General features: G+C 70.0%; 13 protein-coding genes. 6 read left to right on the top strand and 7 right to left on the bottom strand.

The window, feature by feature from the left end:
* The first annotated feature begins 107 nt into the window (after nucleotides 1–107).
* Together OV427_RS04875 and OV427_RS04870 are read left to right on the top strand one after the other, a co-directional pair.
* Nucleotides 108–2,072: a GYF domain-containing protein gene (locus tag OV427_RS04875; protein ID WP_267854944.1), complete on the top strand. Its 1,965-nt coding sequence runs from the start codon at nucleotides 108–110 to the stop codon at nucleotides 2,070–2,072.
* 20 nt (nucleotides 2,073–2,092) lie between these two features.
* The gene (locus OV427_RS04870; RefSeq protein ID WP_267854943.1) at nucleotides 2,093–2,410 is read left to right on the top strand and encodes a DUF1330 domain-containing protein; all 318 of its coding nucleotides are present in this window, start codon (nucleotides 2,093–2,095) and stop codon (nucleotides 2,408–2,410) included.
* Between the two features lie 60 nt (nucleotides 2,411–2,470).
* Here the strand turns inward: OV427_RS04870 and OV427_RS04865 are convergent, their stop codons facing one another.
* The 4 genes from OV427_RS04865 to polX all read right to left on the bottom strand — a co-directional run bounded on the left by OV427_RS04865 (nucleotide 2,471) and on the right by polX (nucleotide 7,929).
* Entirely contained in the window at nucleotides 2,471–4,591 is a 2,121-nt protein-coding gene (locus tag OV427_RS04865) for a M4 family metallopeptidase (RefSeq protein ID WP_267854942.1), read from the bottom strand.
* Between the two features lie 218 nt (nucleotides 4,592–4,809).
* Nucleotides 4,810–5,535, bottom strand: a complete 726-nt coding sequence (gene mrtX / locus OV427_RS04860; protein ID WP_267854941.1) for a myxosortase MrtX — start codon at nucleotides 5,533–5,535, stop codon at nucleotides 4,810–4,812.
* Nucleotides 5,532–6,155, bottom strand: a complete 624-nt coding sequence (locus tag OV427_RS04855; protein ID WP_267854940.1) for a trypsin-like peptidase domain-containing protein — start codon at nucleotides 6,153–6,155, stop codon at nucleotides 5,532–5,534. Before OV427_RS04855 ends, mrtX begins: the two co-directional genes overlap by 4 nt.
* Nucleotides 6,156–6,174: 19 nt before the next feature.
* A complete protein-coding gene (polX, locus tag OV427_RS04850; RefSeq protein ID WP_267854939.1) occupies nucleotides 6,175–7,929 on the bottom strand; it encodes a DNA polymerase/3'-5' exonuclease PolX in 1,755 nt (584 codons plus the stop codon).
* 66 nt (nucleotides 7,930–7,995) lie between these two features.
* Here polX and OV427_RS04845 point away from each other — a divergent pair, with 66 nt between their 5' ends.
* The 3 genes from OV427_RS04845 to OV427_RS04835 all read left to right on the top strand — a co-directional run bounded on the left by OV427_RS04845 (nucleotide 7,996) and on the right by OV427_RS04835 (nucleotide 11,242).
* Entirely contained in the window at nucleotides 7,996–8,313 is a 318-nt protein-coding gene (locus OV427_RS04845; protein WP_267854938.1) for a Rieske (2Fe-2S) protein, read from the top strand.
* Nucleotides 8,314–8,561: 248 nt separating this feature from the next.
* Nucleotides 8,562–9,029: a MogA/MoaB family molybdenum cofactor biosynthesis protein gene (locus OV427_RS04840; protein WP_267863361.1), complete on the top strand. Its 468-nt coding sequence runs from the start codon at nucleotides 8,562–8,564 to the stop codon at nucleotides 9,027–9,029.
* Between the two features lie 179 nt (nucleotides 9,030–9,208).
* The gene (locus OV427_RS04835) at nucleotides 9,209–11,242 is read left to right on the top strand and encodes a M20/M25/M40 family metallo-hydrolase (protein ID WP_267854937.1); all 2,034 of its coding nucleotides are present in this window, start codon (nucleotides 9,209–9,211) and stop codon (nucleotides 11,240–11,242) included.
* A gap of 49 nt (nucleotides 11,243–11,291) precedes the next feature.
* On the opposite strand, the gene OV427_RS04830 is transcribed toward OV427_RS04835, so the two are convergent.
* Genes OV427_RS04830 through OV427_RS04820 form a run of 3 tightly spaced genes read right to left on the bottom strand, consistent with a single transcriptional unit; the run spans nucleotide 11,292 to nucleotide 12,451 of the window.
* Nucleotides 11,292–11,618, bottom strand: a complete 327-nt coding sequence (locus OV427_RS04830) for a ribonuclease E inhibitor RraB (RefSeq protein ID WP_267854936.1) — start codon at nucleotides 11,616–11,618, stop codon at nucleotides 11,292–11,294.
* Between the two features lie 6 nt (nucleotides 11,619–11,624).
* Nucleotides 11,625–12,092, bottom strand: a complete 468-nt coding sequence (locus OV427_RS04825; protein ID WP_267854935.1) for a hypothetical protein — start codon at nucleotides 12,090–12,092, stop codon at nucleotides 11,625–11,627.
* A gap of 2 nt (nucleotides 12,093–12,094) precedes the next feature.
* Nucleotides 12,095–12,451 (bottom strand): hypothetical protein, encoded by a 357-nt coding sequence (locus OV427_RS04820; RefSeq protein WP_267854934.1) that lies wholly within the window; start codon nucleotides 12,449–12,451, stop codon nucleotides 12,095–12,097.
* Between the two features lie 265 nt (nucleotides 12,452–12,716).
* On the opposite strand from OV427_RS04820, the gene OV427_RS04815 reads away from it, so the two are divergent.
* Complete coding sequence (locus OV427_RS04815) at nucleotides 12,717–13,643, top strand: TIGR02757 family protein (RefSeq protein ID WP_420718348.1); 927 nt, start codon at nucleotides 12,717–12,719, stop codon at nucleotides 13,641–13,643.
* Nucleotides 13,644–13,700: the final 57 nt, after the last annotated feature.

Here is a 13,700-nt window from a genome sequence, read left to right as displayed (position 1 = left end):
TTCGCGCAGGCGCTCTCCGTTGACGAATCCGCTCGCGGGCATTCCATTGGGGAGGTCAGAGGGTGGCGGAGCGGGTCGTCGATGGGATTCTGGCAAGGAGCGGGTGCATGGTGGGCAATTCAGGGGACGGAAGCGCCAACCTGGACGGCTCCCGGGGTGTGCCCCCGGACGAGCAGGACACCGACACGTCTCCGGTGCTGGACGGCGTGTCCGACGCGGAGCTCGACGCCTTCGTCGGCAAGCTGCGCACGGACAAGAGCCGCACCGTCACGCAGGCGACGCAGTCGCGCTCGCGCGGGGCGATGATGGGCGAGCGCCTGCACCGCGGGCGCCCCCTGGTGTCCTCCGTTCGCGAGGAGGTGCCGAGTCACGCGTGGTACGTCGCGCTGGGCGCGAAGGCCTCGGGGCCGCACGACGTCGCGGCGCTGAAGGCGTTCTGGGAGCGGGGAGAGCTGGGCCCGGACTCGCTGTGCTGGCGTGATGGCTTCAGCGAGTGGCTGCCCCTGTCCCAGGTGCCGGCGCTGGCCGAGGCGCTCGTCCCGCTGCCGCAGGAGAAGGTGCCCTCGGTGGAGGAGCTGCCCGCGGAGGCCCGCGCGGAGGTTCCGGGCTTCGCGCTGAAGGGCGCTGAGGCACTGAGGGCTCTCTCCGGGAGCGCTCCGGCGGCGCCTTCGCTCGTGGGGCAGGGGGCTGGCGCTGCCGCCGCGCCTTCGCGGCCGGAGGCGCTCGCGGACTTTGCTGGGGCGCATGCTCCCGGAGCCGCGCCTTCGCGGCCAGAGGCGCTGGCGGGCTCCGTGGGCGCGCATGCTCCCGCCGCCACGCCTCCGCAGCCGGCCGCCTTCGTGGACGCCGCGGAGGCGCCCACCCAGGGCGGCTCCCACTCGGAGGGGAGCACCTCCGTGGACCCGGTGGGAACGCACGCCGTACTGGCTGGAGAGTCGCGGGCGGGCCGGGAGCCCTCGCGGTGGCGCGGCGCCATGTGGCTGGTGGCGGTGGGCGGCGTCGTGGGCGGCGTGACGGTCGCCGTGGCCCTGGGGCTGCTGGGCCACGTGGATGGTCGTGGGCTCGCGGCGCGCCTGGGCTTCCGCGAGGCCGCGCCCGCCGTGGAGTCCCCCGCGACGACTGCCCCGGAGCGAATGACTTCCGCGTCCGCTGTTCCGGGCACGGACGGGACTTCATCCGCTGTCTCCGTGAATGCGGATGGCACGGCGGGGGCGGCAGCCGTGGAGCAGGGTGCCAGCGCCAATGTTTCATCCAGCTCCTCCATGGCGGTGACCGGTGCTGGTGCTCCGCCGGAGTCCTCGGGCACCGGGACTCCGTCGGCGACTTCGGGGACAGGCGTTGCGGCCAGTGTCGCCGCGAGTCCAGCCGCTGCCTCCGGAGCGGGTACGGGCTCCTCGCTCACGTCGCCGGGGTCCGTCGGAATCGACCGGGGTGGAAGCGTGCCCGCGTTGGCTGCCTCACGCGGCGACGCCAGGAAGGCCAGCGACAGCGCACCGGACTCGCTGCTGGACTCCTCGCTGACCACCGACAGTCCTCCCGAGCAAGCGCGGCTCTCCCAGCCGGCCGTATCAGGCTCCGCGCTCACGAAGCGCGCGGCGGAAGCTCCCGTGAGCGCCGCCTCGGCGGACGCGAAGCCGGGCGCCGAGGCTGCTCCCGCCGCGAATGCAGCGCCCAAGTCGGACGTGGGCCCGGACGAGGACTACGAGCGGGAGTTGCTGGACCCGCCGGCGGACGCGAATCCATCCGTGGGGCGCACCGTCTACGTGCCGCCGGACCCGTCGCAGCCGCGCGCGTCGCTCGCCCAGTCCGACATCTTCGAGGTGGTGGCCGCGAACAGGGCGGACGTCTCCGCGTGTGGCGCCGAGGAGGAGACGCCGCCGTCAGGCTCGGGACGCCGGGTGGTGGTGCGCTGGAGCATCCTCCCGAGCGGCAAGGTCGACGAGGTCGTCACCGAGACGCCGTCGCTCAAGGGCACGCCGCTCGCCCGCTGCATCGAGGCCAAGGTCCGCGGGTGGACCTTCCCCAGGCACCAGGAGCCGGGAGGCCCCGTCCGTTTCCCATTCGTGTTCTAGGCAGCCCGCGAGGAGCGTGAATGCCGGCCTACGTGGTGGTCCAGATTGCAATCCATGATGCGCAGACCTACGAGCGCTACAAGCAGCTCGCCCCGCCGTCGATTGCCCAGTACGGCGGGCGCTATCTCGTGCGCGGGGGCGCCACCGAGGTCCTCGAGGGCACCTGGCAGCCGCCGCGCTTCGTCATCCTGGAGTTCCCCAGCGTCGAGCGGGCCCGCACCTGGTGGGGCTCGCCCGAGTACGCGGCCGCCAAGGCGCTGCGCCAGTCCAGCACGCACACGATGATGCTGCTCGCAGAGGGGCTGCCCGCCGACGCCGGCCCCACCGTGCCGCGCTGAAATGCGAAGCCCCGACTCCGGAGGCCTTCCTCCAGAGCCGGGGCATGGGCACGTCGCGCGCTAGTTCACGCCGACGGCGGTCCAGCTCTCCTTCACCTTCTGGACCTCCGGCGAGTTGGCGCCGTGCAGGTCGGTCGCCGCCTTGATGCAGGCCTCACGCGCCTGGGCGAAGGTGGTGCTGGGCGTCATGTAGTGGGCAAGGGCGCGGTAGTAGATCTTCAGGCCCTTCTCCATCCCGATGCCGTCCTTCACCTCGGCGCCGGAGGTCTTGTTCTTCCCGCCGTTCACCATCAGGTAGAACGCGTTGTTGGCGATGCCGCTGGAGCCGTGGACCTCCTTCTGCTTCGGGTAGTTCTTGTAGTTGTCGATGGAGTACCCGTCCTTCGTCGGGTCGTTCATGTACCGCAGGCCGTCCTCGTTGCCGTTGCCCGGGGTCCACGCCGTCTCGCCCACCGTCCAGTTAAACTTCACGTCGGGGTTCTTCTGCGCGGCGTACCACTCCACGCCCGCGCCCATGATGTCGCTCATGGCCTCGTTGAGGCCACCGGACTCGCCGCTGTAGATGAGGCCGGCGGTGCGCTCGGTGAGGCCGTGGGCAATCTCGTGCCCGGCGATGTCCAGCGCGGTGAGCGGGCCGGCGTCCTTGCCGTCGCCGTCGCCGTAGCTCATCTTCTCGCCGTCCCAGAACGCGTTGACCAGGTTGTTGTCGACGTGCACGTACGAGACGAGCTTCTCGCCCGCGCCGTCGAGCGAGTCGCGGCCGAGGACGTTCTTGATCATGTCGTACGTCATCGACGCGCCGTAGTGCGCGTCCACCGCGGCCTTGGCGCGGGGGGCGTCGCCCGTCTCACCCCAGACGTCGTTGTTGTCCTTGAATTCCACCTGGCCGCTGGCCCGGGCCTTGTTCTGCCCGTCGTAGGTGACGATGCCCTTGCCGCGCGAGGCGTCCTGGAGGCTGAAGGTGCCGTCCGCGTTCTTCTTCGTCCCGAGCTCCACCTTGCCGCTGTAGAGCGAGGTGTCGTCCGCCTTGCCCGTGGGCGTCGGGGTGGGCCCCGGCGTCGGCGCCGGCTTGCCCGTGGCCTTCAGGCCCCAGCTGTTGAGCACGCCGGTGTCGCCGCGCGCCTTGTCGCTCACGGTGAGGGTCCACTCGCCCTGGGCCTTCTCGCCCGCGAAGGCGCTCAGGTCGAACGAGGTCTTCAGGTCGTCCGTGCTGCCGCCGGTGCGGTTGTGCACCACCGCGCTCTTGCCGGAGGGGCTGGTCAGCGTGACGGTCAGGTCGCCGCGGTACGTGTGCTTGATGTCCACGTCCAGCTTCAGCTTGTCGACGGTGACGTCCCCGTCCAGCTTCAGCTTCGACGTGACGGTGCCCAGGTCGCCGATGGTGGCCTTGGGGCTGGTGGTGGCGCTCGTCTCGTTGGGCGCGGCGGCGGCGGCCTTCGCACCGGCCTTCGCGCCCTTCGACACGGAGAAGCCGTCAATCTCGTTGAAGCGGTCGAAGATCTTCCCGGTGTTGGCGTCCACCAGGTAGTTCATGCGGCGCGGCTTCTCCTGGCCGGCAATCTGGGACATCTCCACGCGGTACGCCGAGTGGTACTTGCCGGCGTCATCCTTGTAGATGACCCGCTCCGCGTTGGGCTGCTTGTCCGGCTTCGCGCCGAACTCCTTGCGCGCCACCTCGATGGCCTGCGAGGCCGACAGCTTGGGCTTCTCGCTGCCGAGGCCGGCGGGGATGGTGGACGGCTCGCCGGTGATGCTCGACACCTTCCCGTCCTTGTCGAGGTGGCTGATGATCTGCTCACCGAAGACCTTCACGCCCTCGTGCACGCGGTCCATGCGCACGTGCACCATGCCCAGCTCGTCGCGCTCCACGTTCTTCGGGACGAAGGCGGCGGGCTGCCGCGTGAGCGACATCGACTCGGACTCCGGAGCGATGTGCGCGAGCGAGGCCTGGATGGCGGTCTGCGCGTCCATGCTCTCCAGCGGGAGGCGGCCCTGCCTGAGCGGCGACGTCAGCGTCTGCTCCGCGCGAGCCAGCTCGGTGCGGCGCGGGGCCGAGCTGAAGCCGTCCTGGACGACGCGGGGGCCAGGCGTCGCCGCGGGCTTCACCGTGTTCTTGGCCTGGGTCTCGGTCGTGGGGCGGAGGGTGACCGGCTTCGGACCATCAGTTCGACGAACGCTCATGGTGGGGGGCTCCGGTGCTGCGGGGGTACGATATTGTCGGTTCAGCGTCGCCAAAGTTGCCGCTGTGCGTTGAATTATTTATTGGTTTGATACAACCCTGCAAGTCGGGGAACTGGAGGCCGGTGTCATGAGGGACTCCGCCCCCTGTAGAGCGCACCGGCGGGGGCTGTGACGGGGACGAGGCGGCCTTCACGGAGGGCGTACGCGCAGTGCGCGTCTCACGGCCCTCCGAAGAAGGACACTTCCAGCACGCGCACGTAGAGGTTGCACGCTGCGTGGAAGAGGGCGGCGCCCATGATGGTGCCGGTGCGCTCGCGCATCCACCCGAAGAGGAGCGCGGGGAAGAACACGGACAGGCGCCACGCCTGGAAGATGGCCAGGTGGCCCAGGGCGAAGAGCACCGCCGTCACCCAGAAGGCCTTGCCCAGCCTGCCGCCCAGCACGAGCCGTCCCTCGGGCCACGCATCCCTCAGCCGCGCCTGGACGTAGCCCCGGTAGAAGAACTCCTCCGGCAGCGCGACGACGAAGAGCTGGTCCACCACCCACTCGCCGAAGCGCGGGGGCAGCCGGAAGCGGAAGTGGGCCTCGCCCGCCATGGGCGTGAGGAACCGCGCGAGCGACCGCGGCAGGTGGGGCAGCACCTCCGCGAAGCCGGCGAAGGCGAGGAAGAACAGCGGCCCGATGATGGCGGACAGCACGAGGAACAGGCGCACGTCCTCGCGCCACGCGCGCAGCGTCAGCCCGTAGTCGCGGTAGTCCTCGTCCCGCCAGCGCATGGGGATGAGCGGCAGGTAGAGGAAGCCCACGGTGGCCACCAGCTTGGGGACGCTGGTACCGCCGAAGAGGAGGAAGGCGGCGATGATGCCCAGGAAGCCCACCGCCCACAGGCCCAGCACCTCCTGCACCGCGTTCGGACGCCAGGGCGTCACCGTGGCCTGACTCATGGCGCGTCCGCCGACGCGAGCTGGACCTTCACCTCGCCCAGCGGCAGCACCCGGCAGCCGCGCCGGTACCGCTGCACCACCACCGCCACCAGTCGCCCGTCCCCGTCGAACACGGGGCTGCCCGGAGGCAGGGCCAGGGGCACGTCGTAGAAGGGCTCCGGCGCGTTGCCGCTGGCCTGTGCCGCCACGGGCCGCGCGGGCTGTCCCTTCGTCGCGGGAAGCACGCCCACCACCCACTTCCCATCGAGGCTGTCGCCGTCCCTCAGCAGCTTCACCGGCACGGCGGGGTAGGTGCCGTCCGGCGCGGCCACCACCGCCACCTTGAGGGCCGCGTTGGCCAGCACCACCTTCGCGGGCAGCGCCTTGCCGTCGTGCTCCACCGTGGCGGCATTCAGCCCGACGAACGCCTCGCCCACCGGCTCCACCGAGGTGAGCACCTGCCCGCCAGCGCCCACGAAGACGCCGGGGCCGCTCTGCTTCGGCCCGCGCACCCGCACCACCGAGCGCGCGTGCAATTCCATCACCCGCTGCAGGTCCGCGCGCGAGGGACGGACCTCTCCCGCGAAGGAGGGGAGGGCGACAAGACAGCAGAGCAGGAGCAGCGGCGGAAGGCGGGACATCGGCGCGCGCCGCAGCCTATCACCGGCGGGCGCGCAGCGCGGCGATGAAGCGGTCCGCTGGCAGCGTGTTCAACACATCCGTCTTGCGCGCCCAGCCCCGGCGCGCGGTGGCCACGGCGAAGGCCAGGTTGCGCAGGTCCTCCTGCCGGTGCGCGTCGCAGCTCACCACCAGCCTCACGCCGAGCTGGACGGCCTGGCGGACGTACTCGGCCTTGATGTCCAGCCGCGCCGGCTTGCCGTTGACCTCTACCGCCACGCCCCGCTCGGCGGCCCGCTCCAGGATGGCTTCCATGCGAACGGGGTAGGCCTCGCGGTTCTGGATGAGACGGCCGGTGGGGTGCCCGAGGATGTGCAGGCACGGGTTGTCCAGCGCGGTGAGCAGCCGGCGCGTCATCTGGTCCTCGTCCATGCCGTGCCGCACGTGGATGGAGCCGATGACCAGCTCGAGCTGCTCCAGCACGCTGTCGGGATAGTCGAGCGTGCCGTCCTCCAGGATGTCCACCTCGATGCCCTTGAGCAGGCGCACCCCGGGCACCGCCGCGTTGATGCGGTCGATTTCGTCCCACTGCCGCTTCAGGTCCTCCACCTTCATGCCGCCGGCGTAGATGGCCGCCTGGCTGTGCTCGGTGACGGTGAGGTACTTCAGGCCCAGCGCCTTCGCGGCGAGCGCCATCTCCTCCAGCGAGTTGCGCCCGTCGGACCAGGTGCTGTGCGCATGGACGGCGCCCTGCACGTCCTCCAATGTGACCAGGTCCTGCGGCAGCTTCCCCGCGCGCGCGGCCTCCACCTCGCCGTTGTCCTCGCGCAACTCCGGCGGCACGTACTGCATGTCCAGCAGCGCGTAGAGCGCGGCCTCGTCCGTGACGGTCACCTTCGTCCCGTCCTCGCGGTGCACGCCCCACTCGGAAATCTTGAGGCCCCGCTCGTGGCCCAGGTTGCGCAGGCGGATGTGGTGGGCCTTGGAGCCCGTGAAGTGGTGGAGCGCGGTGGCGTAGTCCTCGTCCGGCAGCACGCGCAGGTCCACCTGCAGGTCGCCCGCCGTCATCCGCACGGAGCACTTGCTGCCGCCCTTGCCCAGCACCGTCGCCACGCCCGGGGCGTTGGCCAGCGCGTCCAGCACGGGGCCGGGGTCCGCCGCGGAGGCGATGATGTCCACGTCCGCCACCGTCTCCGCGCGGCGGCGCACGCTGCCGCCGAGGCTGGCGCGCACGACCCCCGGAATCGCCTTCACCTGCTCCAGCAGCGCCTCCGCCACGGGCAGCGCGTCACCCAGCAGCTTGCGCTCGCCGCGGGCGCGCCGGAACACGGCGATGCCTTCGAGAATCTTCGCCTCGCTCTTCTCGCCGAAGCCTTTGAGCTGGCGCACGCGGCCCTCGCGGCAGGCGCGCTCCAGGTCCTCGATGCTGCCCACGTCCAGCTCGCGCCAGAGGACGGCCACCTTCTTCGGGCCGATGTCCGGCAGCTTCAGCATCTCCAGCAGGCCGGGCGGGAACTTCGCCTTGAGCTCCTCGAAGTAGCGCATCCGACCGGTGGTCACCAGCTCGGTGATCTTCTCGGCGAGCGCGGGGCCGATTCCCGGGAGGCTCTCCAGCCGGCCCTCGGCCACGAGGGGGCCCAGCTCCTGCGGCAGCCCGGCGATGCGGTCCGCGCCCATGTCGTAGGCGCGGACACGGAAGCCGCTCTCCCCCTGGAGTTGGAGCAGCTGGCCGATGTCCCGGAGGACCTGGGCGACTGCCGCCTTGTCGACGGTCTGCGTGATGACGTCTGGAGTCACGGGGGGAAGGTAATGCCCGGGGAACAGGGGTGCAGGGCGCACCGCATTGTGGGAAAACAGACCGCGATGACGAAGATCAAGCTGGGCCCGGCGGATTTCGCCGAGCGGGAAATGCGCGGTTACGAAGTCGGCAAGCGCAACGTGTGTATCGCGAAGATTCATGGCCGCTACAAGGGCCTCGACGACTGGTGCAACCACGCGGGCTGTCTGCTGTCGGGCGGTCGCATCGAAGAGAACATGGTCGTCTGTCCGTGCCATGAGGTCGGCTTCGACATGGACAGCGGCCGCAACGAGACGTCCCCCGGCGTCTGTGACGACCAACCGACAGTCAAGGTCGAGGTCCAGGACGGCGCGCTCGTCGTCGAGCTGCCCGACAACACCTGAAGCGCCACGCGCGCACCGGAGCATCCCCCATGGCACACGACGGGCACGATCACGACCATGACCACGGTCACGGCCATTCCCACGGCCACTCCCACTCGCACGGGCATGACCACGAGCACGGGCATGACCACGAGCACGGGCCGGGGCATCCGCACCACGAGCACGGGCACGAGCACCACCACCATCACCCGCACGGCCATGACCACGCGGCGCCGGGCGTGGCGGCGGAGCACAAGTCCCGGGCGCCGGTGCACGTGAGCGCCTTCGTGGTGACGTGCTCGGACACCCGGGACGCGGCGCGGGACGAGAGCGGGCGTGTGCTGCGCGAGGCGCTGGAGGCGGCGGGGCACCAGGTCGCCGGCGCCGTGGTGGTGAAGGACGACCCGGAGGCCATCCGCGGCGCGCTGGAGCAGGCGCGGGCGGCGGGCGCGCGGGCGGTGCTGTTCAACGGCGGCACGGGCATTGGCCGGCGCGACACCACGGTGGAGACGCTCCGGGCCCTGTTCGAGAAGGAGCTGCCGGGCTTCGGGGAAATCTTCCGGATGCTGTCGTACCGGCAGATTGGCAGCGCGGCGATGATGTCGCGGGCCACCGCGGGCACGTACCAGGGGATGATTCTCTTCGCCCTGCCGGGCTCGCCCCAGGCGGTGCGGCTGGCGCTGGACGCGCTCATCCTCCCCGAGCTCGGTCACGCGGTGCGTGAACTGACGCGTTGACGACGTTCAAATCGCTCTCCCGGGCAGGGTCCGAGACGGCTCGCCGTGGCTCACGGTTGTTTCACGACCGACAGTGATTCCCAGTTATCGCGGGAAATGTCACACTCACTGTGAAGGCAGAGAAGGCTACTCCTTCAGGTCTCGCAGCAGCCGTCCCCCGCTCAGCAGTGGAGAATCGTATGAACGTGAAGCGCCTGGCTTCAGTCGTCCTGGTGCTCGGTTGTGTCTCGGCGTTTGCCAAGGCCCCAGTGGCAAGCGCCCCCGTCGCGAAGGCTCCGGATCGCGACGTGTACATCACCATTGGCACGGATGCTCTGGAGCATGTGAATGCGGTACTCGCCGGCGAGGGCCTCGCGGCGCCGACGCTGGCGGGCCAGAAGGGTGAGGTCACCGCGCTCCGCGTGCGCGAGTCCCAGCTCAACACCATCTCCCGGATGATGCACGAGAAGGCCCACCGCTGTGGCGGCTTCATCGCCCACGAGTCGGAGTCGGAGGCGCTGGCGGCGCTGGCTGGCGGAGAGTCGGTGAAGGGCATGACGTCGCTCGCGGTGACGTACACGACGGACAACCCCACCGTGGCCAACGGACTGGCCAACGCGGTGACGGAGGCCAACATCCGGAGCACCATCACCACCTTGTCGGGCTACGCGACGCGCTACCACACGTCGACGACGGCCAACACGGCGGGCACCTGGCTGAAGACGCAGTGGGAGACGTACGCGGCCGGCCGCAGCGATGTGACGGTCGCGCTCCAGTCCCATACCGGCACGGTGATGAAGTCCGTCGTCATGACGATTACCGGCACGGCGCAGCCGTCTGAAATCGTCGTCCTGGGCGCGCACCTGGACTCCACCAGCTCCCCGACGAGCAACGCTCCGGGCGCGGACGATGACGCGTCCGGCGTCGCGACCCTCACCGAGGTCATCCGCGTGATGATGCTCCAGGGCTACCGCCCGGCGAAGACGGTGAAGTTCATGGCCTACGCCGCGGAGGAAGTGGGCCTGGTGGGCTCCAAGGAAATCGCCAATGCGCACAAGGCCGCCGCCGCCAACGTCATCGGCGTGATGCAGCTGGACATGACGAACTACCAGGGCTCGAGCTGGGACGTGGTCCTGATGACGGACTACACGAACGCCGCGCAGAACACGTTCATCACCGGCCTGATGACGACGTACCTGCCCACCCTCACGAAGACGACGTCCTCGTGCGGCTACGCGTGCTCGGACCACGCCTCGTGGACGAACGCGGGCTTCGCGGCCTCGATTCCGTTCGAGGCGCTGATGAGCCAGTACAACCCGTACATCCACACGGTGAACGACACGCTGGCGCGCAGCGCCGGCATGGCGACGCACGCGCTCAAGTTCGCGAAGGTTGCTTCCGTGTACGTGGCCGAGCTGGCCAAGGGCACGCTGACGGTGTCTGACACCACGCCTCCGACGGTGGCCCTCACGGCCCCCTCGGCGGGTGCCACGGTGACGGGCACGGCGACGCTGTCGGCGACGGCCTCGGACGCTTCCGGCATCAGCAAGGTGGAGTTCCTGGTGGACGGGGTGGTGGTGGGCACGGCGACGGCGTCGCCGTACAGCTACGCGTGGAACAGCGCCGCCACGGCCAATGGCAGCCACAGCATCGCGGCGAAGGCGACCGACGCGTTCGGCAACGCCACGACGAGCTCCGCCGTGACGGTGACGGTGAGCAACACCTCGACCGGCGCGGCCTATGACACGACGCTGAAGGCGCCCCGGTGCTTCTCCGCGTTGGCCTCGTGCGACTCCGGCACGCTGCTCAACGGCCGTGGCGGCATGGGGCCCGAAGTCAACATGCCCAACACCATCAACAGCTCGTGCGCGGACGGCCTGTCCGGCACGTACCACTCGGACGAGTCCAATGACCGCCTCAAGGTGTCCACGACGGACGGGACGACGTTCGCCGCGGGCAAGACGGTGAGGATCGAGGCGAACGTCTACGTCTACTCCACCACGGCGGACAAGCTGGACCTGTACTACACGGGTAACGCGGCCAGCCCGTCGTGGACGTACATCACGACCATCACCCCGACGGCGAACGGCGTGCAGACGCTGTCGGCGAACTACACGCTGCCCTCGGGCACCGTGCAGGCGGTGCGCGCGGTCTTCCGCTACAACGGAAGCGTGTCCTCGTGCGTCTCGGGGTCCTACAACGACCACGACGACCTCATCTTCGCGGTCCAGTAGTCTGTAGCCGGCTCCCCCTTCCTCCCGCGGGGAGGGAGGGGGGCCCGTATCAAGAGGGACGGGAAGCCGTCGCCAGAGAGGCTTCCCAGCCGTCGTACTCTCCAGCGTGCTCGCGCGCGAGCTGCTCCAGTGACATGCGTGCGGCCTCCACTGCTTCTCGCTCCGGCCGGATGAAGTGCGAGGCGAGGACGAGCCAGTGCACGCCGTCCGCTCCGGGTCGACTTTCGACCGTGAAGCCCCGTTCTCGTAGCTGCGCCGCGACAGCCTCGCCGACGTCGCTGGATGCGAAGTAGAGGTAGTGCTGGAAGCAGTGAGGAGCGTCCGGTGAGGCCGTGGCCCGGAGAACCTCCTGTAATGCGAGCTCCTCTTCAATCATGGCGCCTCACGTCTCCTGCTCGGGATGCCACTGCGTCTTGAGGCGAAGGACCAGCATCTCGTGGTTCCAGATGGCCCCGATGGGGAGCTGCCGTTCGGCAGGGGAGAGCTCGGCCTTGAGGACTTCTTCCTCTCCGTTCCACACCATCCAGGCGAGGACTCTTCCGTCCTGGCTTCGTGCTCCAGGACGGCGCAAGGCCGCAGGCAGCTCGAGTCCGTGAGGAATGGCACGGCTGCCGACGACCTCCACCAGGCCCTGCCGGAGGGCGGCCCCCACGGGATAGAACGCGAAGTACTCGACCTGCTCGTGCGTTGCGGTCCACTCCTGGGGACGTGTGGCGTGGAACCCGAGCAGGACCCGCACCGTATCGCCAAAGTCCGGGTGCTTTGCCGTGTATTGCAGATACGCCAGGCCGCGAGGCGTGTTCACCTCGCGGATGTCGCCCGGACGCGCCCGGGAGCGAGGGGGGCTCATGGTCAGCCCCCGTTCAGGGACAGGCAGTCGCCCCGAGCCTCGTGTTGCTCGCACCAGCGGCCGTAGTCCTTTCGGAGCGAGGACTGGAGTCCGTGGTCGACATGTCCCCACTCCTCGGAGGTAGAGGCTAGCAACAGCCGGCCTGTCTGCGCTGGCCGCACCGAGAGCGGCACGTCCAGCACCAGCATTGCGAGGGCCTGGCTCAACGCATCCGCTGTGACTTCCACGGGCGTGGAACGGGAGGGTAGGGGACGGATGATGGGCTCGCCGCCATCAGGATTCAGTCGCACGACGCGCGTCGTCCCTCCGCAGCCGATCAGGAGCGAGAGCAGCAACACCCACGACCAGCGCGCCTTCATGCGGCGACCTCCCTCTCTTGGTGTCAAAACCTGTTATATATGAAAAACAGGAATAGACCGAGGCGCGCCCGAGTTCGCCGGGCCGCCTTTTCGATGGTCGCGGCGAGCACCACCGCATTGCCCTCGTTCCAGTCACCGGCGAGAGTCGGGAAGCCCGGCCCTCCGGCCGCCGTTCCAGTGGCATTTGGGAGTCTCCGACGTGACATCGCGCGCATCGAAGCGCACGAGCAGCGGTAGCGGGCTGAGCGCCCGGGCGGCCGAGCACCTGCGCCCGAGGCTGGAAGCCTTCCTGGCCTCCACGGATGCGCGCGCCCGCATCGGCTTCGACCCGGTGGAGTTCCCCCACCGCTACACCGACCCGCGAGACATCGAGGTCAGCGCGCTGCTCGCCGCGGCGCTCGCCTACGGACGCGCGGACCTGTTCCGCCCCAAGGTGGACGCGCTCCTCCAGCGCATGGGGTCTTCTCCAGCCGCCTTCGTCCGCGCGCTCGACGTCCCCGGCGCGAAGGCGCTGCTCGCCGGCTTCGTCTACCGCTTCAACGTGGGCACCGACGTCGCCGTGCTGCTGCTCGGCATGGGCCGCGTGCTGCGCGAGCACGGCAGCCTGGAGGCCCTCTTCGTCCAGGGCCTCGAAGCGCGCGGCACGCTGCACGGCGCGCTCGACGCCTTCACCACCGGCCTGCGCCAGGTCCCCATGGAGGGCCTGCGCGCCGCCCTGGGGCCGGAGCGCGGCCTGCACCACCTGCTGCCCTCGCCCCTGGGCGCGGGCGCCGCCAAGCGGCTCAACCTCTTCCTCCGGTGGATGGTGCGCGGCCCGGACGCGGTGGACTTCGGCATCTGGAAGCGCGTGCCGCCCGCCACGCTCCTCATCCCGCTGGACACCCACATCGGCCGCATCTCCCAGCACCTGGGCCTTACCCGGCGCAAGGACCTCACGTGGCGCACCGCGGAGGAAGTCACCGCGTCCCTGCGCGCCCTCGATGCCGAGGACCCCGTCCGCTACGACTTCGCCCTGTGCCACTACGGCATGAGCGGCGCGTGTCCCGCCCAGCCGGTGCCGGAGAACTGCGCCCGCTGTGCCCTCCTGCCTGCCTGCGGCGTGGGCCCTCGCGTGGTGGCAACGGCGACCCGGAGGGTCCGTGGGGCCACCCGTCCAGGGGGCAAGGGAGTGGCGGTGTCCCGGCGACGTTGATTGTTTTTTCCCGGAGCGCTGCAATCAGCGGGTGGCCCCGGAACTTGCATACCGGAC

Source organism: Pyxidicoccus sp. MSG2 (assembly GCF_026626705.1).
Taxonomy (GTDB): domain Bacteria; phylum Myxococcota; class Myxococcia; order Myxococcales; family Myxococcaceae; genus Myxococcus.
This window is presented reverse-complemented; position numbering and strand designations above follow the sequence as displayed.